Origin of the sequence: Roseibium sp. TrichSKD4 (assembly GCF_000148725.1) — a bacterium.
Taxonomy (GTDB): domain Bacteria; phylum Pseudomonadota; class Alphaproteobacteria; order Rhizobiales; family Stappiaceae; genus Roseibium.
In genome coordinates, this window is the sequence record NZ_GL476320.1 from 968,424 (window position 1) to 991,903 (window position 23,480).

18 protein-coding genes are annotated in these 23,480 nt (G+C 54.0%); 11 read left to right on the forward strand and 7 right to left on the reverse strand.

The window, feature by feature from the left end:
* Positions 1–40: 40 nt before the first annotated feature.
* Positions 41–1,003: a LysR substrate-binding domain-containing protein gene (locus TRICHSKD4_RS25265; RefSeq protein ID WP_139052273.1), complete on the reverse strand. Its 963-nt coding sequence runs from the start codon at positions 1,001–1,003 to the stop codon at positions 41–43.
* Positions 1,004–1,222: 219 nt separating this feature from the next.
* Between TRICHSKD4_RS25265 and TRICHSKD4_RS25270 the strand changes: the two genes are divergently transcribed.
* The 5 genes from TRICHSKD4_RS25270 to TRICHSKD4_RS25290 all read left to right on the forward strand — a co-directional run bounded on the left by TRICHSKD4_RS25270 (position 1,223) and on the right by TRICHSKD4_RS25290 (position 8,009).
* The gene (locus tag TRICHSKD4_RS25270; protein ID WP_009760117.1) at positions 1,223–2,173 is read left to right on the forward strand and encodes an ABC transporter substrate-binding protein; all 951 of its coding nucleotides are present in this window, start codon (positions 1,223–1,225) and stop codon (positions 2,171–2,173) included.
* 84 nt (positions 2,174–2,257) lie between these two features.
* Complete coding sequence (locus TRICHSKD4_RS25275; protein WP_009760118.1) at positions 2,258–3,286, forward strand: glycine betaine/L-proline ABC transporter ATP-binding protein; 1,029 nt, start codon at positions 2,258–2,260, stop codon at positions 3,284–3,286.
* The gene (locus TRICHSKD4_RS25280) at positions 3,283–5,268 is read left to right on the forward strand and encodes a proline/glycine betaine ABC transporter permease (RefSeq protein WP_247642848.1); all 1,986 of its coding nucleotides are present in this window, start codon (positions 3,283–3,285) and stop codon (positions 5,266–5,268) included. Before TRICHSKD4_RS25275 ends, TRICHSKD4_RS25280 begins: the two co-directional genes overlap by 4 nt.
* A 1-nt stretch (position 5,269) precedes the next feature.
* On the forward strand, positions 5,270–5,593 hold the full coding sequence (locus TRICHSKD4_RS25285; protein WP_040617409.1) for a cupin domain-containing protein: 324 nt from the start codon (positions 5,270–5,272) through the stop codon (positions 5,591–5,593).
* 46 nt (positions 5,594–5,639) lie between these two features.
* The gene (locus TRICHSKD4_RS25290; RefSeq protein ID WP_009760121.1) at positions 5,640–8,009 is read left to right on the forward strand and encodes a DUF1989 domain-containing protein; all 2,370 of its coding nucleotides are present in this window, start codon (positions 5,640–5,642) and stop codon (positions 8,007–8,009) included.
* Between the two features lie 131 nt (positions 8,010–8,140).
* On the opposite strand, the gene TRICHSKD4_RS25295 is transcribed toward TRICHSKD4_RS25290, so the two are convergent.
* From TRICHSKD4_RS25295 to TRICHSKD4_RS25315, 4 genes are all read right to left on the reverse strand, one after another.
* Positions 8,141–9,492, reverse strand: a protein-coding gene (locus TRICHSKD4_RS25295) for an IS3 family transposase (protein ID WP_371256954.1) whose coding sequence is annotated in 2 segments (ribosomal slippage) — positions 8,141–9,154 and positions 9,157–9,492 — 1,350 coding nt in all. Because the reading frame shifts where the segments join, the coding sequence is not laid out codon by codon here.
* A gap of 245 nt (positions 9,493–9,737) precedes the next feature.
* The gene (locus TRICHSKD4_RS25305; RefSeq protein WP_168157074.1) at positions 9,738–10,034 is read right to left on the reverse strand and encodes a DUF4147 domain-containing protein; all 297 of its coding nucleotides are present in this window, start codon (positions 10,032–10,034) and stop codon (positions 9,738–9,740) included.
* Between the two features lie 2 nt (positions 10,035–10,036).
* Positions 10,037–11,014 carry a CoA ester lyase gene (locus TRICHSKD4_RS25310; RefSeq protein WP_009760124.1) on the reverse strand — a complete coding sequence of 326 codons (978 nt, stop codon included), beginning with the start codon at positions 11,012–11,014 and terminating at the stop codon, positions 10,037–10,039.
* Between the two features lie 100 nt (positions 11,015–11,114).
* Positions 11,115–11,765 carry a response regulator transcription factor gene (locus TRICHSKD4_RS25315; protein ID WP_009760125.1) on the reverse strand — a complete coding sequence of 217 codons (651 nt, stop codon included), beginning with the start codon at positions 11,763–11,765 and terminating at the stop codon, positions 11,115–11,117.
* A 193-nt stretch (positions 11,766–11,958) separates the two neighbouring features.
* On the opposite strand from TRICHSKD4_RS25315, the gene TRICHSKD4_RS25320 reads away from it, so the two are divergent.
* From TRICHSKD4_RS25320 to glyA, 6 genes are read left to right on the forward strand one after another with little or no spacing between them, the layout of a single operon-like run.
* On the forward strand, positions 11,959–13,203 hold the full coding sequence (locus tag TRICHSKD4_RS25320) for an aminotransferase class V-fold PLP-dependent enzyme (RefSeq protein ID WP_009760126.1): 1,245 nt from the start codon (positions 11,959–11,961) through the stop codon (positions 13,201–13,203).
* Positions 13,204–13,212: 9 nt separating this feature from the next.
* Positions 13,213–14,409 carry a malate--CoA ligase subunit beta gene (locus TRICHSKD4_RS25325; RefSeq protein ID WP_009760127.1) on the forward strand — a complete coding sequence of 399 codons (1,197 nt, stop codon included), beginning with the start codon at positions 13,213–13,215 and terminating at the stop codon, positions 14,407–14,409.
* Positions 14,406–15,284, forward strand: a complete 879-nt coding sequence (gene sucD, locus TRICHSKD4_RS25330; RefSeq protein ID WP_009760128.1) for a succinate--CoA ligase subunit alpha — start codon at positions 14,406–14,408, stop codon at positions 15,282–15,284. The genes TRICHSKD4_RS25325 and sucD overlap by 4 nt, the downstream gene beginning before the upstream one ends.
* An 11-nt stretch (positions 15,285–15,295) precedes the next feature.
* Positions 15,296–16,267 (forward strand): D-glycerate dehydrogenase, encoded by a 972-nt coding sequence (locus TRICHSKD4_RS25335; RefSeq protein WP_009760129.1) that lies wholly within the window; start codon positions 15,296–15,298, stop codon positions 16,265–16,267.
* Positions 16,267–18,903, forward strand: a complete 2,637-nt coding sequence (locus tag TRICHSKD4_RS25340) for a phosphoenolpyruvate carboxylase (RefSeq protein ID WP_009760130.1) — start codon at positions 16,267–16,269, stop codon at positions 18,901–18,903. Before TRICHSKD4_RS25335 ends, TRICHSKD4_RS25340 begins: the two co-directional genes overlap by 1 nt.
* 15 nt (positions 18,904–18,918) lie before the next feature.
* A complete protein-coding gene (gene glyA, locus TRICHSKD4_RS25345; protein WP_009760131.1) occupies positions 18,919–20,214 on the forward strand; it encodes a serine hydroxymethyltransferase in 1,296 nt (431 codons plus the stop codon).
* 149 nt (positions 20,215–20,363) lie between these two features.
* Here the strand turns inward: glyA and TRICHSKD4_RS25350 are convergent.
* A protein-coding gene (locus TRICHSKD4_RS25350) for an IS3 family transposase (protein WP_371256956.1) occupies positions 20,364–21,715 on the reverse strand; the annotation gives its coding sequence in 2 pieces (ribosomal slippage) (positions 20,364–21,377 and positions 21,380–21,715; 1,350 coding nt in all).
* Positions 21,716–22,088: 373 nt separating this feature from the next.
* Positions 22,089–23,441, reverse strand: a complete 1,353-nt coding sequence (locus TRICHSKD4_RS25360) for an IS1380 family transposase (protein WP_009466009.1) — start codon at positions 23,439–23,441, stop codon at positions 22,089–22,091.
* Between the last annotated feature and the right edge of the window lie 39 nt (positions 23,442–23,480).

Below are 23,480 nucleotides of genomic sequence, written 5' to 3' on the forward strand. Positions count from 1 at the left end.
GTCAGGAAGCCATCGGTCTCAAAATACCTGACGACGGACATTAAAAAATAATGGCGCTCCTGTATTTTCGTCGTTGTTCGCTCTCGGTCATCAGCCAATTTTCAACTATATCTCGTTCAGGAAACGGCTTACTCGCTTTTCGTTTCAGTAGATAGTAACCGGATTGAGTACGAACATTCGTGTTGCCAAGAGGGCAAATAAGTTGTCTTGTCTCTAAATGGCGATCTATCAAATGCTGCCAACCGAGTGCCAAACCTAACCCATTGGCAGCGGCTTCGATTGAAAGCGGGTATGTATTAAAACTGATACTTTTTTCTGGCTGAGTGTTCGAAATACCATTGTATCGTAGCCAATTACTCCAATTCATCCATTCTGGATGAGTGCTAGCAACTTCAATTAAGTTAAGTGAAGCTAGTTTATTGATATCTGCCGCTTGAGGATTTTTGCTCAAAAAATCCGGTGTGCAGACGGGAAATACTGTTTCACCAAATAATTTTCTGCAATCAAAATTCGGCCAGTTGCCATCCCCACGTAAAATTATGAGGTCCATGCCTTCGGATAGACATTCTTCGTCATCATCGGAAGATACTAACCCAATCTTTATGCGGTTATTCACTTGTCTAAAATTATTAAGTCGTGGTGTTAGCCAAAGAGACGCTACAGAATTGGTTGCTGCGATACTGACCAGGTTTTTTGGTTGATCAATGAACATCTCGGTTGATGCTATTCTAAGAATATCCAACGACTGCTGAACAGAAACGAGAAAATTTTCACCTTGTGTTGTTAGTTTGACTGAACTGTTACCTCTGATAAAAAGCGCCACATCGTAATGTTGTTCAAGTAAACGTACTTTTCGGCTAATAGCAGTTTCGCTGATGTTCAAAACCCTTGATGCCGCAGCAAAACTTCCTGCTTTAGCGGATGCTTCAAATGCTAAAATATAATCTAGAGGTGGTAGGAGTTTTCTCTTTAACGACCTCTGCGGCATTTTATCCCAAGTCATCAGTTGTGCTGTCAGTAGTTCAATTCATTCGATCTGAATTTGATTTCATCATTTAACTTTGAAAGAAATCAACTGAAATCGTTGAAAGATAATCAAAACACATAGTAAGGCGATTGGCACTAATTAATTTAGGCAGCCCAATAATAATTGTTCCCCAAAAGAGTGTTGTTATTTGGCAAAGTGATTTAAACATCAGAGTCAGAATGGGAGGGCGAAATTATGCAAATCAATGCAATTTTGGCTGCTGCGGCTGTATTTGTCGGCGGCTTGGGTGGAGCTGTGGCTAAAGATAGTCGTGACCCAATAATTATACCGGTGCATAACTGGTCAAGTCAGATTGTTATGTCAAATGTAGTTGGCCAAATATTTGAAGAAATGGGAAATATTGTTGAGTACGTAACAACTGACAGTCAAGCAGTTTATGAGTCCGTACGCTTGGGCGATGTATCTTTGGAAATGGAAGTATGGGAGGGGGCCTTTGGAGCTTCCTTTCGTGCCGCATTGGAGAAAGGTGGTATTCATGATGCTGGCGATCATGATGCTGTCACCCGGGAAGACTGGTGGTATCCGCTTTGGACAAAAGAATCTTGCCCGGGTCTGCCGGACTGGCAAGCTCTGAATGATTGTGCGCACCTGTTTGCGACTGTCGAAACTGGAACAAAGGGCCGTTATCTTGATGGGCCTGTGGATTGGTTGAAACACGGCAAAGAACGGGCTGACGCGCTTGGACTTAACTTTACAGTGATCAATGCAGGTTCTGCAGCGGCGCTTTGGGCTGAAATCGGAGCGGCACAAGCTAAAAAAAAGCCGGTGCTTGTATTTAACTGGACACCTAACTTCGCTGAAGCGGTCTGGCCCGGAGAGTTTGTGGAATTCCCAGCATGGGAAGACGGATGTGACACAGATCCTTCTAAGGGGCCTAATCCGGAAGCGTTGTATGATTGTGGCAACCCTGCCGCTGGCTACCTTAAAAAGGCTGCATGGGATGGCATGAAAGACAAATGGCCTGCCGCATATTGTGCACTCACTAAAATTTCGTTCACCAACCCTCAGATTGCAGAAATGGCCAAGCTTGTCGATACCGATGAACTTGAGCCAGACGAGGCCGCCGAACAATGGTTAGATGCTAATCGCGATGTCGTAGACCCTTGGATCCGCGCCTGCAGCTAATCGCTCGGTCCGTTTGCGCTAGAACAGAACGGCCTTGCCGAACTCAGTGAAGCTGGGCCATTTCATCAAAAAGTTAAGGTAATTATGCGCGCATCCACACCTGTAATCTCCGCCAGAAATGTCTGGAAGCTATTTGGTCCCTCTCCTGAGAGATATTTAAAATCTTTGTCTGCCATCCGCAGTTTCGACGAGATCCGAGCGGATGGCTACATCGCTGGGGTCAAGGACGTCTCCATTAGGGTCGATCGGGGTGAAATGCTGGTCATCATGGGGCTTTCGGGTTCAGGCAAGTCGACGCTAGTGCGTTGTTTCTCGCGTCTACACAGCATAACTGGCGGTACGATTGAGGTTGACGGTCAGGACATTATGAAACTGAGCGAGCGCGACCTGATTGAATTACGGCGAAATAAAATGGGTATGGTGTTCCAGTCATTTGGTTTGCTGCCACATCGGACGGTTCTGGAAAACGTAGCCTTCCCGCTCGAAATGCGTGGGCAGGATTGTCCCGAACGACGTGAACGTGCACTGGAAGTAATCAAGCTTGTTGGTCTGGATGGTCGAGAGGACTATTTTCCGCGCGAACTCAGCGGCGGTCAGCAGCAACGTGTCGGCATTGCCCGGTCTTTGGCGATTGAGCCGGACATATGGTTTCTGGACGAGCCATTCTCAGCTCTTGACCCGTTGATCCGCCGTGAAATGCAGGATGAATTCCTGCGGCTGCAAGAGATGCTGGGCAAGACTATTGTCTTTATCACGCACGATTTTGACGAAGCCTTGCGTCTGGCAGACCGGATCGTGATCATGCGCGATGGCTCGGTGGAACAATGTGATTCGCCGGACCAGATTGTTATGAAGCCCGCCACGGAATACGTGGCGAAATTCACCGAAGACATCGACAAAGCCCGTGTGGTGCACGCGAATGTACTGACAAAACCGGTCAACGGCCATGTATTGGAAGGCGCTCCGATCAATGGCGGTTCAACCATCCACGAACTGGCGCGGGTTCTGGTCAACGACAATCGCATCCTGCTGCCTGTCGCGAATGACAAAGGAGTTGTCACCGGTGTTCTGGAACGCAATGCCGCGTTGAATGTTCTGCTCGGAGCGGAATGATGGCGGCGTTGTCCACTGAGCTGCAGGAAATCACAGACAAACTGTGGGGACGCTCTCGCCTGCTTATTGCACTGTTGATCATGGCATTTGCGCTAATCCTTGCTAAGGCAATTGGTGTTTTGCCTGAATGGCTTAATCGGATCCCAGAGGCTGCAATCCCACCAACGGCACAGGTTTTGGACGCTATTTTTAACTTCATTCAAAACGAACTTGGCATAATTTACGTCACCCGTTTTATTGCAGAAGGCCCGCTTGAGTTCTTGTTGGACACATCAGGAAACCTCTTAGAGGGCAAGCGTCGCTGGCCCTATCTTGGGCCAATCCCATGGTCGGCAATCGCTGTAGTTGCAGTCGTTGTCGGCTATGCTTTAGGCGGCTGGAGGCTGGCCGCTTTGGGGGGGGGGACCTTCATCTGGACTGCAGTGATCGGACAGTGGAAGATGGCCATGCAGACGATGTCCGTGATTGTGGTTTCGGCGCCGTTGGCCTTTCTTATGGGATTGACCCTTGGTGTCGCAGCGTGGAAATACCGCTGGTTTGAACGGATGATGAAACCTATCTTGTCTGTTCTGCAAACACTGCCTTTTTTTACGTATCTTTTACCCGCGGTGATCTTCTTCAAAGTAGGGCCGACAGCCGGGGCCGTCGCGACGATTACCTTTGCGATCCCGCCGATGATCCTGATGACCACTCTAGGTCTGAAGAAAGTTAGCCCTGAAGTTATCGAAGCAGGCCATATGTCCGGATGCACGCGCTGGCAGATGCTGAGTCATGTTTATGTTCCCGCTGCGCGAACCGAGATTCTGGTTGGTGTCAACCAGGTGATTATGTTGTGCTTGGCTATGGTGGTGCTGACCGCCTTCATCGGCATGCCCGGCCTTGGCGCCAAACTGTTGGCAATGATGGGCAGTTTCAAACTAGGGCGTTCTTTTGAAATTGGTGTAACGATAGTTCTTCTAGCGGTTATGCTTGATCGGATGTCAAAGGCTTGGGTCGTCAAACAACCCGTTCACTTCGAACGTGGTACGCCGTGGTGGAAAAGGCACCAGGTTTCGCTCATCGCACTGGTTCTTTTTATTGGGTTCACTCTGTTGTCACAGGTCTTCCCGATTCTCGCTGAGGTTGGTCGCAAGCAGCATCTGAGCCAGGGCAAAGAAATCGATGTGGTGATCAAGTCGTTTCTGGCCATCGATGCTATTAAAGGGACAACCGAGTGGTTACGTTGGTTTCTGAACGTCAAAGTTCTGATCCCATTTCGCAACACGCTGCTTGCCATTCCGACACCCGCTTTTATCCTGCTGGTGGTTTCATTTTCCTATTGGGTCGGTGGTCGAAGGCCCGGCATCTATGCCGCGGTCTTCTTTACGGTCGTAGCTTTCTCGGGCTGGTGGGACCGCTCTGTCATCACGCTATACACGGTGATTTCGGCGGTTGCGTTGGCGGCAATTATCGGTATCCCCCTAGGAGTTGTTGCAGCCCGATCCTCCCGCTGGTCCAAGAGCATCCTGCTGGCCTGCGACACCGCGCAGACCTTCCCAAGTTTCATCTACCTGATCCCTGCGATCATGTTGTTCGGGGTCAATGATGTGGCTGTTGTGTTCTCAATTCTGATCTTCGCCGCTGTGCCGCTGATCCGATACACTATCATTGGCCTCAGCAGTGTGCCGCCGGAAATGACCGAAGCGGCAGACATGTCCGGCTCGACCCGTCGGCAAAAGCTAATGTCGGTGCAGTTCCCTCTAGCGTTACCTACTATGGCGGTAGGGTTTAACCAAGCAATTATGTTCTCGTTCTTTATGGTGATCATCGCAGCGTTCATAGGTACTCAGGACTTGGGACAGGAATTGCAGCGGACACTGGCAGGTACCGAGTTGGGCAAGAACTTTGTACTTGGCCTGAACGTGTCGCTAATGGCACTGACCTTTGACATGGCCATCAGCAGCTGGGCGGAGCAGCGTAAAAAGCGATTGGGGCTAGACTGAGATGATACAGCTTTACAACAGACGCATTGTTACCCGTTTCGTCAATACAGGATTTATCCGGATGCAGATGGGCAGCCTGTCATGCGGGCAGGTTTGGTGGAAGAATTTCAGCTTTGATGAGAAAATCGGACAGGGTAACTATCTGATGAAGAAGGCGCCGGGCACAAGCTCGAACCCCAACATCCATCACGTTCCAGAAGAGTTATTTGTCTTCGAAGGCGTCCTGACCGATCACGATGGGTTTTCCTATCGCATTAGAGAATTCGTCAACCTTTTTGCTCTGGATTCAGCCATTTCTCGCACACTGAGGCTGGCTGTCTTTTAGTGGTCACACACTGAGGTGCGACAGAATCCAATCAGGAATGTATATCATGAATGTGAAGCCGGTTATCGAAGTTCCATTCGAACGCAGCGGGGTTCTGGCCCCCGGCCTTCCTATCCTACCGCATGGAACAGAGCGCTACCCGGTTCCCGGAATGGGTTCCCGTGCTGTTCCGGTGTCGAAAGGCGATACCATTACGCTGTTGGACCGCGATGGCATGCAACCGGCCGAAATGGTCTTTTTTGCTTCTGACCGGAGTTCCGACGCAGCCATGCTGGGTGCGCAGGGACATGGGCGGCCTGAAGGGTTGATTGCAACATTGGCAAATGGCTCCGCTTCGGGAAAAAAGGTACTGCGAGCTCTGGAGGTTGCGGGTTTTGACATCGGAAAAGGCGACGCAATCTGCGCATTTACCGATGGGTCCCGCCCCGGCGACTTGGTGCATTTTGTGGCGGAAAACGACGGCCTTTTGATCGTCGCCGCACCCGGCAAGGCGATGCGCCCCCAGGACAACAATCCGCCCACGGATATCATCCTGTATATCCAGCGCTCTGCACCCGGATTGGAAAAGCCCGATGTAGGCCCGCCCGATCCGTTGGCTGATCCCATGAAGGACATCAACATTCAGCCCGGCGATGCCAAGTCCTATGAGGTCAAGGCAGGCGAATACATTCAGATCATGGATATCCGTGGACGCGAGTGTTCTGATTTTCAGGCCTTCAGCCGCCGTGCACTGGATCAGGGGATCGAGCGCGAGATCGACCCGACAACAACCCGCAGTCTGATGGGCAGCTTGTATCCTCAACCGGGCCTACTCTCGAAATACTGGTCGGTCGATCAAGAGCCTTTGGTCGAAATCGTACAGGATACCTGCGGTCGGCATGACACGTTCGGCCTTGCGTGTACCGCGCGGTATTACGAAGACCTTGGCTATCCAGGTCACGTGAATTGTTCGGACAATATCAACAAGGATCTGGATCAGTATGGCATCAAGCCCCGCGGAGGCTGGGCTGCGATCAATTTCTTTTTCAATACAATGCTGGACGACTTCAACGCGATTCGAATGGACGATCCGTGGTCAAGACCGGGTGATTTCGTCCTGCTGCGTGCTCTGACTGATTTGGTTTGCGTAAGTACTGGTTGTCCCTGCGACATCGACCCAGCGAATGGCTGGAACCCAACGGATATTCAGGTACGAACCTACAATGCAGCCGAAGATTTTAAGCGATCCTACGGCTACAGAAAATCTACGGAGGCGGATGTGGAAGAAACTAAAAAAACCGCATTTCACGACTGCTTTGCACGGCACACCCGTGATTTCATAGAATACAACGGCTATTGGCTGCCTAACACGATGACCAATTACGGCGCCATTGCTGAATACTGGGCCTGTCGGGACAAGGTCGCAGTCATGGACCTGAGTCCCCTGAGGAAATACGAGGTTGTCGGACCAGACGCAGAAGAGTTGATGCAACTTTGTGTGACTCGCAACATGAAAAAGCTGAGCGTTGGTCAGGTCGTCTATACGGCCATGTGTTATGAGCACGGCGGTATGATCGACGATGGCACCGTCTATCGTTTGGGTGAAACGAACTTCCGCTGGATTGGCGGGAATGATACCAGCGGATTGTGGCTGCAGGAACAGGCACTCAAACGCAATATGAATGTTTGGGTGCGCAATTCGACGGACCAGTTGCACAACATCGCGGTACAGGGACGGAACAGCCGCGAAATTCTTTCTAAGATCTTCTGGACGCCGCCTCAACAACCGACGATCGAAGAACTACCATGGTTCCGGCTTACCGTCGCACGTGTGGGCGATGTGCAGGGGAAGTCAGTGGTAATTTCACGGACCGGTTATTCCGGTGAACTTGGATACGAAATCTTCTGCCACCCCAATGATGCCGTCGAAGTCTTTGATCACGTCTGGGAAGTCGGTCAGGAATATGGCGTCGCACCGCTCGGGCTTGCGGCACTCGACATGTTGCGTATCGAAGGTGGATTGATCTTTGCTGGGTCGGAATTCGACGATCAAACGGACCCGTTTGAAGCGGGCATCGGTTTTACTGTGCCACTAAAGTCAAAGCCCGACGATTTCATCGGGCGGGCAGCAATCGAAGAACGCAAAACACACCCGCACCGTAAACTGGTTGGTTTTGAGATTGAAGGGGGCACTGTTCCTTTACCCGGGGACTGCGTTCGGGTTGGAAAAGCGCAAGTTGGAGAGATTACCAGCGCAATAAAATCGCCCATGCTTGGTAAGGTTATCGCACTAGGCCGTGTGTCACCTGTTCATGCGGCACTCGATACGATTATCGAAGTAGGGCAGTTAGATGGGCAACAGAAACGGCTAAAAGCCAAAATAGTTCATTACCCCCACTTCGATGCATCCAAATCAAGGGTCAAAGGAAAATATTAATTTGGCATAGATGATCAAACATACAACATCTTCCTAATCGGGTGCTCCAGGTTTATTTGTCCATCGTCAGGGATTTTTGGGCAGATATGAGTTTTGTTTAAGGGAGTATCTGGCTCATCTGTTTGTCGATATTAGGCGGCCTGTTTGCGGTGTTGCAAGCGGCGTTGTTCGATGGTGCTTTGTTTGATCCTTTCTCGTTTGCGCAGGATTTGTTCGCCGCGCCCGAAGTAGACGTCAGCGGGTGTGAGGTTCTTCAAGCTCTCGTGATATCGGTGATGATTGTAGTGGCTGATGAACTTGCTTATTTGGGCTTTGAGGTCACCGGGCAGGAAGTAGTTCTCCAGAAGGATCCGGTTTTTCAAGGTCTGATGCCATCTTTCGATCTTGCCCTGCGTTTGGGGGTGGTATGGGGCTCCACGCACATGGTCCATGCCTTTGTCGTCGAGCCAGTCGGCCAGCTCACCGGCGAAGTAACTTGACCCATTGTCCGACAACAGTCTTGGCCGGTGGCGGACACTGGCCTGATTACAGCCTGAAGCCTGTAAGGCCAGTTCCAACGTATCCGTGACATCACTGGCCAACATCGTCGTACACAGCTTCCACGCGATGACATAGCGGCTGTAATCATCAAGGATTGTTGACAGGTAAAACCAACCCCAGCCAATAACCTTCAGATAGGTGAAGTCTGTCTGCCACAGCTCATTGGGCGCTGTGGTCTTGTTCTTGAACTCGTCAGCTGCCTTGACCACGATAAAGGCCGGATTGGTGATGAGGTCATGGGCTTTCAGCAACCGGTAAACACTGGCCTCAGACACGAAGTACTGCTTTGTGTCCGTAAACTGGACAGCCAGCTCCCGAGGTGAGAGTTCCGGTTCTTCCAGGGCCAGATCAATGACCTGTTGGCGGATATCATCGGGGATCCGGTTCCAGACCCGTGCAGGCATGGGGGCCGTGTCCTGCAAGGCATCTATGCCACCGGTTTGATATTTGTCATACCAGACGTAGAAGGTTGACCTTGGAATACCCAGCCGATCCAGCGTCTGTCTGACTGGAAGATGGGACTGCTCCACCAGTCGAATGATTTCAAGTTTCTCGGAGGCGGGATATCTCATTCGTCGTCGACCCCATCCCCGATCATGCTTTTTTTGAGAAGGCGAAGTTCCAGAGCCTGTTCTGCAACCACTTCCTTCAAGTCCCTCGTCTCTTTGCGAAGAGACTTTACTTCATCAGAACTGGCTTCACGAGCTGCGTCCCCAGCAAGCCGTTTCTTGCCCGCTTCCATGAAGTCCTTGGACCAGGAATAATACTGGCTCTGGGCGATACCTTCCTGGCGGCAAAGTTCTGCAATGCTGTCTTCGCCTCGAAGACCAGAAACCACTATGCGGATCTTCTCTTCAGCGGAAAACCGACGGCGGGTCTGGCGTTTGATGTCTTTTACGATCCGATCCGCATCGTCGGTCACTCGGTCCTTCTTTCGTCTCATCATTTGCTCCTGAGTTAGCAATGATGAGCCAAAATCACTCCCTTACGAAATCAAACCAATTTGTCCATTAAGCGCTGACGGAGGACAGATCATCGCAACACGCCCGTATTTCGAGATGGGTTCGATATCGATGCTATACGCTTGAAAACACTTGTGTCGGAGACCGGTAAAGGTGTCGATCCGACCAGAGAACACGAAATCGGGACAATTCTCTCGTACAGTCGTGAGCAGGTCGAAGCCTTTATTCAACACTCTTCCCGATCAGATGAGAATTTAGGCTCGTAAGCTCTTAAGGTGTGATTTCGCCCCCAGCCGGAACCGACCCCTGTAAGCGCATCATGCCTTTGGCCTGTTGGAATGTGCCGAAGCGCTTCTTCCATCATGGCGCAAGCGGCCTTGCCGAAGGCAATCAGGAAAAGCGTGCCCTCCGGCGCGCGAGTGAGTGGTCGCTTGATCAGCGCATTGCGCACAGCAATCGTAGGATCTGCAGCCCGGACCCCTGTCAAAAAGAGGTCATGGGCTTGTTTTTGTAGCGAAGCCAAGCTCATCCTGCCGAGATCTGCCTGGCCTTCTCAACCAGAACCTCTGCCTGCCGGATGGAGGCGTAGTCGATCAGACGTCCATCGAGGGAAACAGCCCCTTTGCCGGCGGCTTCTGCCTCAGCCATGGCGGCAAGAATACGATTTGCCTTGGTCACTTCTTCCTCGGAAGGGCTCATCACCTCATTGGCCAGCGCAATCTGGCTGGGATGAATAGCCCATTTGCCTTCACAGCCCAGAACAGCAGCGCGATAAGCGGCCGCCTTGTAGCCATCTGGGTCCGAGAAATCTCCGAACGGTCCGTCGATAGGACGCAACCCATTGGCACGCGCGGCAACCACCATATTGGTCAGTGCAGAGTGCCACATGTCACCCCAATGTATCCGGCGTGTGCCATCTTCGAGCGCATCGGTCAGCACAGAATAATGAGCGTTCACACCACCGATGACGGTCGTGCGCGCGCGCATGCTGGCGGCGTAGTCGGCAACGCCGAAATGCAAGCTTTCATTGCGTTCCGATGCGTCGGCGATTTCATTGACGTTCTGCATTCCCAGAGCGGTTTCAATGATGTGCTCAAATCCGATCCGCTTGGAGTAGCCTTTTGCATCTTCAATCTGGGTCACCATCATATCAACGGCATAGACATCGGCGGCGGTGCCGACCTTGGGGATCATGATCAGATCAAGCCGCTCCCCGGCCTGCTCGACCACGTCAACCACATCACGATACATGTAATGCGTGTCCAGCCCGTTGATTCGAACTGACATGGATTTGGTGCCCCAGTCGATGTCGTTCAGGGCTTTGATGATGTTCTTGCGCGCTTGCAGTTTCTCATCCGGCGCAACTGCATCTTCGAGATCGAGAAAAATAACATCAGCGTCGGATTCAGCAGCTTTTTCAAACATTTGTGGCTGGCTGCCGGGAACAGCAAGCTCACTGCGATTCAGTCGGGCTGGGGCTTGTTCGATGGGGTGAAAACTCATGGCTGGGCATCCTTGTGCTTGTTTAAGAGGGATGCGGCCTACGCTGAGAGGAAAACTTTATTCTTGTCAAGAAATATTGTCGCTGATGCCATCGTTTGAATTATTCGCTGCTATACGAGGTCTGACCCATCTGTGCTGAAAAGTAGAAAGCCACCGCCTGGGTTCGGCTGGTCACGGAAAGCTTCTCGTACAGATTTGAAAGATGGAATTTCACCGTATTTGCCGAAATGCCAAATTCGCTCGCCAATTGCCGGTTGCTGAGCCCTTTGGACAGCGCTTCAAGCAATGCTTTTTCGCGCTTGGTCAAAAGATGGATCGGGTCGGAGTGCAGTTCCCGCACATCGAGAAAGGGAAAGACCATCTGGCCCGCAGCAACAGCAGCGCACGTCTCAAGCAAGCCTTCCACCGGCCCGTTGCGCGGCGAAAAACCGGCAGCACCGGCGGCGAGGGCCTTGCGCGGCAGATCGCCGGTTTCGTGGCCATAAACCAGAATGCGCGGCGCGCCTGATTGCTCTCGAAGCACTTCGATCAGTTTCTGCCCGCCGAGCGCAGGCAAAGTCCAGTCAATGATCCCCACCTGAACCGAGACGCGCATGACTGCACCAAGAAAGTCTTCTGCAGTGGAAACCGTGGCAACGACAGAGAAACGCGGATCACAATCAAAAATCTCGGACATTGCTGAAAGAACCAGCATGTTGCTGTCAGCCAAAGTGACGGAAATCGGCGTGCCGTTTGCGTTAAGCTGCTGCAATTCATACCCTTTCTCACCAAAACCTGCCCATCTTTGCAGGGTTCATTTAGCAATATAACGGCATATCAACTCATATGGGTAGCACAATACCCACCCAAATAGATACCAAAAAGCAGGAGTAACTTACGTTGCTCCAAAATTCAATCGGAGCTTTCCTTGAGGTGATGATTTTTTCCTAGCAGGGAGCGTCCCTATGTCTGTCACAACACCATACGCCAAATTGAACATACCGAACACGCTGGCCGCAGGGCCCGGTCCGGGCAATACAGACGCACGCGTTCTAAGCGCTTATGCTGGCGCGGGCATTGCAGATCACATGCACCCAGATGTGCTGCGCGGCATGATCGAGTGCAAGCTGATGCTGCGCCAGCTCATGGGAACCGGCAACGTTCATACGTTCGGCGTGGCAGGCACGGGCTGGAGTGGGTTGGATTGCATGATGTCGGCGGTCATGCCCGGTGACACGGTCGTTGCTTTTGCCAATGGTACTTTCTCGGGTATTGATGCGCTAACTCTGCGTATGAAAGCCGCAACTCGCGACGAATTGGCCGAAGACAGTCTGAACCCGAAAGCCGCCAGCGTGACGGTGATCGAAGTGCCACATGGGAAATCCGTGACCGGCGAGATTGTCGAGGCAGCGCTGGCAGAGCACAAACCCAAATGGGCGTTCATGGCGCATTGGGAGACTGGTTCTGGCCGGATCAATGACATTCAGGGCTTTTCAGATGCATGTGTAAGGCATGACGTGATGGGCCTCGTCGATGCCGTCTCCTCCCTCGGTGTTGAGGATTTTTCCATCGACGACTATCTCGGCGTGGCCGGTTGGGCGTCGTGTCCGCAAAAGGGCTTGCTGTGCCTTCCGTTGACCTATGCGCCGGTGAGCTTCACTGACCGTTACATAGACACGTTGCGTGCAAATGGCGCCTATACCTACGCAAATCATCCGATCATGGAAGCGCGTCACTGGGGCATTGTCGAGGGCAGAGATGTCGAAAACGGCACCTATCACCGCACCCATTCGGCTTATGCAGTGAGTGCCTTCCACGAAGCGCTTCGGATCAATCTGGCCGAAGGCCTGTCAAACCGCGCAGAGCAATACGCCATTCACGAAAGCACCCTGCGCGCCGCGGTCGAGGCAATGGGGTGCGAGGTGACCTCCAACATGACCAGCCTTGTTGTTCTGAACCTGCCGCCCGATTTCGCAGGTCGAGAGATGGAGTTGGTGCAAATGTGCCGTGCGCAGGGCTTTGGTATCTGGCCCACCTTGTCCGCCCCAGTGCAGGTGCGCATTGGCATTCTCAATCTACTAAGCTTGGCAAACATCACCGAAATCGTGACCCGTTTCGCCGATGCTTTGGAGGCTCTGGGGGCAAAGCTGGATCGCAGCGCAATTCTTTCGTTGCTTGAGACACATTACCAAACCCGCATTGCCGCATAGGAGGCGAAAATGGATATTCATGAATACCAGGCCAAGGAAGTGCTCAGCAACTTCGGCGTCGAAATCCCCGCCGGTGCATTGGCCTACAGCCCCGAGCAGGCAGCCTATCGCGCTCGTGAAATGGGCGGCGAGAAATGGATCGTAAAAGCGCAGATCCACGCAGGCGGGCGCGGCAAAGCTGGCGGTGTCAAGCTCTGCGCCGATGATCAGGAGATCCAGGCCGCTTGCGAAGCCATGTTCGGCAGAAAGCTGGTAACGCATCAGACCGGCCCGGAAGGCAAGGGCATCTACCGTGTTTATGTGGAAGCAGCAGTGCCGATTGACCGCGAGATTTATCTTGGCTTTGTTCTTGATCGCACATCGCAGCGGATCATGATCGTGGCCTCCGCCGAAGGCGGTATGGAGATTGAAGATATCTCGGCCGAGAAGCCTGACAGCATTGTGCGCTCGACTGTTGAGCCTGCGGTGGGCCTCCGCGATTTTCAGGCCCGTGAAATTGCCTTCAAGCTGGGGATCGAGCCGGGCCTGACCCAGTCAATGGTGCGCACCTTGCAGGGGTGCTATCGGGCATTTCGTGATCTCGACGCTACAATGGTCGAGATCAATCCGCTGGTGATCACCGGGGATAACCGGGTTCTGGCGCTCGATGCCAAGATGACCTTTGATGGCAATGCACTTTTCCGGCATCCGCAGATCAGCGAGTTACGCGACAAAAGCCAGGAAGACCCGCGTGAATCCCGGGCGGCTGATCGTGGTCTGTCTTATGTGGGTCTCGACGGAAATATCGGCTGTATTGTCAACGGGGCCGGGCTTGCCATGGCAACGATGGACACGATCAAGCTGGCTGGCGGTGAGCCTGCGAACTTTCTTGATATCGGCGGGGGTGCCACGCCCGAGCGCGTGGCCAAAGCCTTTCGCTTGGTGATGTCGGACAAGAATGTGCAGGCGGTTCTAGTCAATATCTTTGCTGGTATCAATCGGTGTGACTGGGTCGCCGAAGGTGTGGTTCAAGCGCTGAAGGAAGTTCAGGTGGACGTGCCGGTCATCGTGCGCCTTGCAGGCACAAATGTAGAGGAAGGGCAGAAGATTCTGGCCAAGAGCGGCCTGCCGATCATTCGCGCCACGACCCTCATGGAAGCGGCAGAGCGGTCGGTTTCTGCCTGGAAAAGTGACAATTCTCTCAACCTGAAGGTGATCTCCTCATGAGCATTTATCTGAATCGGGACACCCGTGTTATCGTGCAAGGCATCACCGGGCGTATGGCGCAGTTTCACACCAAGGATATGCTGGCCTATGGCACGAATGTGGTCGGCGGTGTCGTGCCGGGAAAAGGCGGCGAGACGGTGCATGGCGTGCCGGTCTTTGACACGGTCAAGGAAGCGGTCGAGGCGACGCAGGCCGATGCAAGCCTTGTCTTCGTGCCGCCGCCCTTTGCCGCAGACAGCATTATGGAAGCTGCGGATGCGGGCATTCGCTACTGTGTCTGCATCACCGATGGCATTCCTGCGCAAGACATGATCCAGGTGAAGCGCTACATGATGCGCTATCCCAAAGAGTGCCGCATGGTGCTGACCGGGCCCAATTGTGCGGGCACGATTTCGCCTGGCAAGGCGATGCTGGGGATCATGCCTGGCCATATCTTCCTGCCCGGTCATGTGGGTATCGTCGGGAGGTCAGGAACGCTGGGCTACGAAGCGGCAGCACAACTTAAGGAACGTGGCATTGGCGTCTCGACAAGCGTTGGCATTGGCGGAGACCCGATCAATGGTTCGTCCTTTCGGGATATTCTTGAACAGTTCGAAAATGACGACGACACCCATGTGATCGCCATGATCGGCGAGATTGGCGGCCCGCAGGAAGCTGAGGCCGCAGCCTATATTCAGGATCATGTGAGCAAGCCCGTTGTGGCATATGTCGCCGGGCTCACTGCTCCCAAGGGCCGCACCATGGGGCACGCGGGGGCAATCATTTCCGCCTTTGGTGAAAGCGCCTCGGAAAAGGTTGAAATCCTGTCTGGTGCAGGTGTGACCGTGGCCGAAAACCCTGCGGTTATTGGCGAAACAATCGCAAGCGTCATGTAAAGGAGGCCACGATGACAAAACCCAAAGTCCTCGTAACCCGTCGTTGGCCCAAAGCCGTGGAAGTGCAGCTTTCCGAGAAATTCGATACGGTGCTGTCAAACAACGACAAACCCTTGCGTCCTTGCGAATTTCGTCAGGCTTTCAAGGAATTCGACGCTGTGCTCCCCACGGTGACCGACAAAATTGGCTCTGATGCGATGGAGCTTTCGCGCCCGCGCACCAGGCTTCTTGCCAATTACGGTGTGGGCTACACTCATATCGACATCACAAGCGCCAGTTCGCACGGCATGGTCGTGACCAATACGCCCGATGTACTCTCTGAATGCACCGCTGACCTTGCGATGACGCTGATGCTGATGGCCGCACGCCGCGCGGGCGAGGGGGAGCGGGAAATTCGCGAGGGCCATTGGTCTGGTTGGCGTCCCACGCATTTGGTCGGTACAAAAGTGTCGGGCAAAACGTTGGGCATCGTCGGCTTCGGGCGCATCGGTCAGGAAATGGCGCGCCGCGCGCATCATGGATTTGGCATGGACATTGTCGTGCACAACCGCAGCCGCGTCGCGTCGGAGATCCTTGCACGCTACAACGCCGTGCAGGCTGATGATCTGGACGATCTTCTGCCGCGCTGTGATTTTGTCTCGCTGCATTGTCCGGGCGGGGCTGAAAACCGGCATCTCATCAACTCGCGGCGGCTCGATCTGATGCGTCCCAACGCCTTTCTAATCAATACGGCGCGGGGCGAAGTGATCAACGAACACGACCTCGTGCAGGCCTTGGCCTTTGAGACAATCGGCGGTGCTGCTTTGGATGTATTTGATGGCGAGCCACAAATTGCCCGCAACCTGCTCTACAGCGACCGCCTTGTCATGCTGCCGCATCTGGGTAGTGCCACAGCCGAAACGCGCGAAGCAATGGGCTTCCGGGTGCTCAGCAATCTCGATGCTTTCTTTGAAGGCAATACACCGCCAGATCGTGTAAACTGATGACCGAGACCTGCCTGGACAAGCCACCTGAAACGGCACAGGACCATGTTTCGGACTTGAAGTCATTGCTTTGGGATCAGCTTTTGCAAACGGTGCAAAAGCGCGCACCGGCCATCGTTGACCTGTTAACCGACCCGAGCAGTGAGCCGCTTGTGCCTGCCCAGATCGCCAATTTCCTTCAGGCGGTAAATATCTGGTTTCACCTAGACAGCATCGCGGAGGAAAACGCGGCTATGCGCGAGCGCAGGGAAACCGAAAAACGCCATGGTGCGCACCGGGTTTCAGGCAGCTTTGCCGAAGCGATGGACAAAATCGCAATGCAAGCACCGGAGCGGCTCGAGTCTTCGCTTGAGTCGCTTTCGGTTGGACCCACACTGACGGCGCATCCGACCGAGGCCAAGCGTGTCACGATTCTTGAAATCCATCGGCGTATCTACCGCCATTTGGTTACGCTGGAAACTCACCGATGGACCCCGCGCGAGCGGCATTCCAGGATTGAAGAGTTGCGCGCCGAGATTGATCTGCTGTGGCTCTCTGGTGAATTGCGGCTTGAACGCCCAAGTCTGGAGGATGAAATAGACTGGGGTTTACAGTTTTTTCGCGACAGCCTGTTTGATGCGACGCCGCAATTGTTTGAAAGCTACCTTGCGGCGTGTGAAAAAGCGGGGGTCGGACAGGCGCAAGCGGTACAGCCGTGTCTGGGCTTTCATTCCTGGATTGGTGGGGACCGCGATGGCAACCCCAATGTCACGCTTGCGGCAACCCGTTCTGCTTTGGCGCAGGGGCGTAAGACAGCGATTGAACGCTACCTGTCCGATCTCTACACCGCCGCACGCCGGCTCAGCATTAGCCGCGATATTGCCAGCCTGCCGGATAGTCACGATGCCTTGTTGAACACGATTGTCGGCGCAGCAGAGCGCAGTGCCAGGATCATCAGGCGCAATCCCGGTGAAATATTCCGGCAGGCTGCAAGTGCTATTGCCGAACGTCTTCATGGACGCCCAGCCTATCGACATGTGGATGAGCTGATCTTTGATCTGCACGTTCTGGAAGATAGTTTGAACGCGATTGACGCACAAACACTAGCGCAAAAATACATCCGTCCACTGCGTTGGCGGGTCGAAGTTTTCGGCCTGCGAAGCGCCGCTTTGGACATCCGCCAGAACTCCACCGTGACGACGCAAGTATTACGAGAGATTTGGGGCAGCAACGAGACCTATGGAACGCCGCAATGGTCGCAACGATTGCGTGCCGAGCTCTCTGACGCAGACTTGCAGCGTCCCGACTTCGCCGCCCTCAGCTTTCAAGCACAGGAATTGCTTGGTCTGCTGTCGTTGATGCTGACCACGCTCGGCGGAGATGATCCAAAAGCAATTGGCGCCTTCATCCTGTCAATGACCCAGTCTTGCGATGATCTGCTTTGCGTCTACCTGCTTGCACGCTACGCGGGGGCTGACGCTGAGGTCCTTGATCTACCCGTCGTGCCACTTTTTGAAACCATTGGTGATTTGCGCGCTGCGCCTTCTATCCTGATGGAACTGATCGAGGTGCCGACTGTACGCCGAAGTCTCAAGCGGCAGGGAAAGCGTGTCGAGATCATGCTTGGCTATTCGGACAGCAACAAGGATGGCGGTTTCCTCTGCTCGACCTGGGAACTGGTTCAGGCCCAACGCAAGATTACTCAGGCACTGGCGAGCCGCGGTTTTGTACCCGCATTTTTTCACGGTCGGGGCGGCTCGGTCAGCCGCGGTGGTGCGCCAACCGGCCGCGCCATAGCAGCCCAGCCAAAGGGCACGATCAACGGCGTGATGCGCACGACCGAACAAGGTGAGGTTGTGTCAGCCAAATTTGCTAATCGCGGCACCGCCCACAGGGAAATGGAGCAGCTGGTCTCATCGGTGTTGCTTCACTCGGCTCTCGCCAGTCACCGCACGCAACCTGAACCGGAATTCGAAGATGCGTTGCAGGCGCTATCCGGCATGTCGCAGGCCGCTTATTGCAACCTTCTCAGCCATGACGGGTTTGTGCGCTACTTTCAGGAAACAAGTCCCGTCGAAGAACTTGCCATGCTCAAAATCGGATCAAGGCCGGCGAAACGCTTCGGAGCCGGCAGCCTTGATGATCTGCGCGCCATTCCATGGGTCTTCGCCTGGAGCCAGAACCATCACTTGCTGAGCGGATGGTACGGATTCGGCACGGCATACCGTGATTTTGTGAAGGTTCGTGGCGAGACGGGCAAGGCCTTGCTCAGAACGATGCGTAGCGAAAACCGAGTTTTCCAACTCATCGTGGATGAGGTCGAAAAGACGCTTTTTCAGGCGGATATGAAAATCGCATCTGATTACGCGGCGCTTTCCACCGATCTTGTAAATGGCCCTGCCATTTTCGATCTAATTCGCCGGGAATACGACCGGTCCCGGAGCGCAATTCTTGAAATCACCGGCCAAACGAAACTGGCGACACGCTTTGTGCGTCTGACCGGCAGAGTGGAAAGCAAACGGGCCCAATTGGCGCTGATCCACAAGCTCCAGATTGCCGAGCTTCAAAAGCATCGCAGTAACCAGGCTGAAACAGAGAGCACGGCACTGCTTCAATCCATGAATTGCATCTCTTCCGGCCTTGGTTGGACCGGGTAAGATTAGGAAATCGACATGAATGTCCTCCATAAACAGAACGCCTTCTTCACCCAATCGCTCGCCGAGCGTGACCCGGAGCTCTTCGGCTCCATCACCGGTGAGCTGGGCCGCCAGCGTGACGAGATCGAGCTGATCGCCTCGGAAAACATCGTCTCCCGCGCCGTGATGGAAGCGCAGGGCAGCGTGATGACCAATAAATACGCCGAAGGTTACCCCGGTCGCCGCTATTACGGGGGCTGTGACTGGGTCGATGTGGCGGAAAACCTGGCCATCGCGCGCGCCAAAGAGCTGTTCAACTGCGACTTTGCCAACGTCCAGCCAAACTCCGGCTCGCAGGCCAACCAGGGCGTGTTCCAGGCGCTGATCCAGCCGGGCGACACGATCCTGGGTATGTCGCTGGACGCAGGCGGTCACCTGACCCATGGTGCGCGGCCCAACCAGTCCGGCAAATGGTTCAACGCGGTGCAATACGGTGTGCGCCAACAGGACAATATGCTGGATTACGACCAGGTCGAAGCGCTGGCCAAAGAACACCCGCCGAAACTCATCATCGCCGGTGGTTCGGCCATCCCGCGCCAGATCGACTTCAAGCGCATGCGCGAGATTGCCGATATGGTCGGCGCCTACCTGCATGTGGATATGGCGCATTTTGCCGGTCTGGCGGCGGCGGGTGAACATCCTTCGCCCTTCCCGCACGCCCATGTGGCCACCACCACGACCCATAAAACTCTGCGCGGCCCGCGCGGCGGCATGATCCTCACCAATGACGAGGCGATTGCGAAAAAGGTCAATTCCGCCATCTTCCCCGGCATTCAGGGCGGTCCGCTCATGCATGTGGTCGCTGCCAAGGCCGTGGCCTTTGGCGAGGCGCTGCGCCCGGAATTCAAGACCTACCAGAAGCAAGTGATCAAAAACGCCCAGGCGCTCAGCGATCAGTTGATCAAGGGCGGGCTGGACACCGTAACCCATGGCACCGACACCCATGTGGTGCTGGTGGATCTGCGCCCCAAAGGGGTCAAGGGCAACGCGACGGAAAAGGCGCTCGGACGCGCGCATATTACCTGCAACAAGAACGGCGTGCCCTTTGATCCGGAAAAGCCCACCATCACCTCCGGCATCCGCCTGGGCTCGCCTGCTGGCACCACCCGTGGCTTTAGCGAGGCCGAGTTCCGCCAGATCGCCGACTGGATCATCGAGGTTGTGGACGGTCTGGCCGCCAATGGCGAAGACGGCAATGCAGAGGTCGAGGCCAAGGTGAAGGCCGAGGTTGAGGCCCTTTGCGCCGGCTTCCCGATTTATCCGGATCTTTGAGAGCGCCCACTTCGCGAAACCACCTGAGGGGGCGTGAGTTCACGCTCCCTGTATTGTCGCGGGTTCAGATCGCTATGTCCATCGTCAGGGATTTTTGGGCAGATATGAGTTTTGTTTAAGGGAGTATCTGGCTCATCTGTTTGTCGATATTAGGCGGCCTGTTTGCGGTGTTGCAAGCGGCGTTGTTCGATGGTGCTTTGTTTGATCCTTTCTCGTTTGCGCAGGATTTGTTCGCCGCGCCCGAAGTAGACGTCAGCGGGTGTGAGGTTCTTCAAGCTCTCGTGATATCGGTGATGATTGTAGTGGCTGATGAACTTGCTTATTTGGGCTTTGAGGTCACCGGGCAGGAAGTAGTTCTCCAGAAGGATCCGGTTTTTCAAGGTCTGATGCCATCTTTCGATCTTGCCCTGCGTTTGGGGGTGGTATGGGGCTCCACGCACATGGTCCATGCCTTTGTCGTCGAGCCAGTCGGCCAGCTCACCGGCGAAGTAACTTGACCCATTGTCCGACAACAGTCTTGGCCGGTGGCGGACACTGGCCTGATTACAGCCTGAAGCCTGTAAGGCCAGTTCCAACGTATCCGTGACATCACTGGCCAACATCGTCGTACACAGCTTCCACGCGATGACATAGCGGCTGTAATCATCAAGGATTGTTGACAGGTAAAACCAACCCCAGCCAATAACCTTCAGATAGGTGAAGTCTGTCTGCCACAGCTCATTGGGCGCTGTGGTCTTGTTCTTGAACTCGTCAGCTGCCTTGACCACGATAAAGGCCGGATTGGTGATGAGGTCATGGGCTTTCAGCAACCGGTAAACACTGGCCTCAGACACGAAGTACTGCTTTGTGTCCGTAAACTGGACAGCCAGCTCCCGAGGTGAGAGTTCCGGTTCTTCCAGGGCCAGATCAATGACCTGTTGGCGGATATCATCGGGGATCCGGTTCCAGACCCGTGCAGGCATGGGGGCCGTGTCCTGCAAGGCATCTATGCCACCGGTTTGATATTTGTCATACCAGACGTAGAAGGTTGACCTTGGAATACCCAGCCGATCCAGCGTCTGTCTGACTGGAAGATGGGACTGCTCCACCAGTCGAATGATTTCAAGTTTCTCGGAGGCGGGATATCTCATTCGTCGTCGACCCCATCCCCGATCATGCTTTTTTTGAGAAGGCGAAGTTCCAGAGCCTGTTCTGCAACCACTTCCTTCAAGTCCCTCGTCTCTTTGCGAAGAGACTTTACTTCATCAGAACTGGCTTCACGAGCTGCGTCCCCAGCAAGCCGTTTCTTGCCCGCTTCCATGAAGTCCTTGGACCAGGAATAATACTGGCTCTGGGCGATACCTTCCTGGCGGCAAAGTTCTGCAATGCTGTCTTCGCCTCGAAGACCAGAAACCACTATGCGGATCTTCTCTTCAGCGGAAAACCGACGGCGGGTCTGGCGTTTGATGTCTTTTACGATCCAATCCGCATCGTCGGTCACTCGATCCTTCTTTCGTCTCATCATTTGCTCCTGAGTTAGCAATGATGAGCCAAAATCACTCCCTTACGAAATCAAACCAATTTGTCCATTAAGCGCTGACGGAGGACAATGACCAAAAATCAGAAATACTTAATAAGTGAATATTACGGGATAAAGTAATTTCTGTTCATAGTAGCCTTTTTAAACGGATATTTCCCAAGTAACTGTGTGTTGCGACGAGGTTGACCGTTTTCACGGACGTTTGCAACTCTGACGGCAGCGTTGTCGGGGCGATTATCGATTTTGACGGTTACGTAAGCGCGGTTTTTGAGCTTTTCGTGGACTTTATCCCGTTTGGGCTGCGACAAGACACAGCTGTGGAGCCGCATTTGTGTTGGTTTCGTTGTTTGGAGCGTCATGCAGGCCTCGGCGGGGGCTTGAGGGCGCGGATTGCGGCGAGGATTCGTCCGAAGACGTAGCCTGATACAGCCACCTCTGCCAGTTGGAACGTGATTTTGCGCGCATGGCGTACGACCTTTGCCCCGATTTTGATGAGGCGGCTCTGGATACTTGTCAGCGACCAGTCGGCGACCTCTTCCGGGAGGTCTAGCCCTTGCAGGAAGACACCAAGGTTATACGCCAATGCGTGAAGCTGAAGCCGGACCTCATTGTCACAGAACCGCTTGCAGGACAGGCGGGTCCAAGTGATGGCGTTCTTGCCTTCTTTGATGTGCTGTTCGGCTGTGCCGCGCTGATTGTAGAAGCGGATGATCCATTCCGGCTCCATCGGCAAGTTGGTGACGACAAAACCCACGCGAGGGAATAGATCACCGGGATACCATTCGATCTTGGCAACCACCTGACGGGGCTTGCTCCATGAAGCAGCCTGATACTCAAAAACCTCATAGAAGCGCTTGATCTTTGTCTTTGAGGGACGTCCCACGGGGCGGGTCAGCTGATGGCTGATCTTCTCTTCCAGCACAGCGTTCTTTTTGAGGCGGATGGCGTAGCGGTACCCTTCAGCCTCTAAAGTCTCGTAAAGTTCCGGAATGGCAAAGGCGGCATCAGCGCGAAAGAAGCGCATGATGTCGCGCTCTGCATAGCGCGCAATGACGGGTATCAGAAGAGCCTTCCAGTCATCCGCGCTGTGGACGCTGCCATTGCGCAGGGCACAGCGTTCCAAGTGGCCAAACTGATTGAAGATGAACAATGGGTGATAGCAGTTGCAGCCGAAATGCCCGTTCCATGCGGTTCCCTCCTGAGCGCCATGGGTGGGGCTGACAGAGCTATCCATGTCCAAGGTGATGTAGTTCAGTCCTTGGCGACCATGCACCGCATCAATCCATTGACCGGGCATATCGGCCAAGGCTTCCCTGTTGGCGGCAGTCGCGAGCACCTCAGTCTCAAAGCGGCCCATCTGGGAGGAGGATGCCGCCTGAGTGTCAACGGCACGGCCCCCGATAATCTGGCGCATTACCGGGTCACGCGACAGACGCACGGCATCATTCACATCTTCATAGCCCGCAAGGCGACCAAATATCGATTGGCGCAGCAGGCCCATCAAGGTGTGAACGCCATTCTTACCTTTGCGGGTATCCCGAAGGAACCGAACCGCTTTGCCGAAAAGGCCAAGGGCGTCATCAAGCTCCCGGTAAAGCAGAAGACCGCCATCAGAACTGATCTTTGAACCGTGGAATTCCAACCGCACCCGAGGGTCAAAATCCAGCCGAAAATCGCTCTCAGAACCCGCACCCGTTGGGTGTGCCATTTTTCAGCCCTCCGTCATCAAGTAACACGCTGTAATATA

Excerpts from the sequence above, each read along its gene's own strand:
- TRICHSKD4_RS25265 (WP_139052273.1), bottom strand. The coding sequence starts at position 1,003 with ATGACTTGGGATAAAATGCCGCAGAGGTCGTTAAAGAGAAAACTCCTA.
- TRICHSKD4_RS25270 (WP_009760117.1), top strand. The coding sequence starts at position 1,223 with ATGCAAATCAATGCAATTTTGGCTGCTGCGGCTGTATTTGTCGGCGGC.
- TRICHSKD4_RS25275 (WP_009760118.1), top strand. The coding sequence starts at position 2,258 with ATGCGCGCATCCACACCTGTAATCTCCGCCAGAAATGTCTGGAAGCTA.
- TRICHSKD4_RS25280 (WP_247642848.1), top strand. The coding sequence starts at position 3,283 with ATGATGGCGGCGTTGTCCACTGAGCTGCAGGAAATCACAGACAAACTG.
- TRICHSKD4_RS25285 (WP_040617409.1), top strand. The coding sequence starts at position 5,270 with ATGATACAGCTTTACAACAGACGCATTGTTACCCGTTTCGTCAATACA.
- TRICHSKD4_RS25290 (WP_009760121.1), top strand. The coding sequence starts at position 5,640 with ATGAATGTGAAGCCGGTTATCGAAGTTCCATTCGAACGCAGCGGGGTT.
- TRICHSKD4_RS25310 (WP_009760124.1), bottom strand. The coding sequence starts at position 11,014 with ATGAGTTTTCACCCCATCGAACAAGCCCCAGCCCGACTGAATCGCAGT.
- TRICHSKD4_RS25320 (WP_009760126.1), top strand. The coding sequence starts at position 11,959 with ATGTCTGTCACAACACCATACGCCAAATTGAACATACCGAACACGCTG.
- TRICHSKD4_RS25325 (WP_009760127.1), top strand. The coding sequence starts at position 13,213 with ATGGATATTCATGAATACCAGGCCAAGGAAGTGCTCAGCAACTTCGGC.
- sucD (WP_009760128.1), top strand. The coding sequence starts at position 14,406 with ATGAGCATTTATCTGAATCGGGACACCCGTGTTATCGTGCAAGGCATC.
- TRICHSKD4_RS25335 (WP_009760129.1), top strand. The coding sequence starts at position 15,296 with ATGACAAAACCCAAAGTCCTCGTAACCCGTCGTTGGCCCAAAGCCGTG.
- TRICHSKD4_RS25340 (WP_009760130.1), top strand. The coding sequence starts at position 16,267 with ATGACCGAGACCTGCCTGGACAAGCCACCTGAAACGGCACAGGACCAT.
- glyA (WP_009760131.1), top strand. The coding sequence starts at position 18,919 with ATGAATGTCCTCCATAAACAGAACGCCTTCTTCACCCAATCGCTCGCC.
- TRICHSKD4_RS25360 (WP_009466009.1), bottom strand. The coding sequence starts at position 23,441 with ATGGCACACCCAACGGGTGCGGGTTCTGAGAGCGATTTTCGGCTGGAT.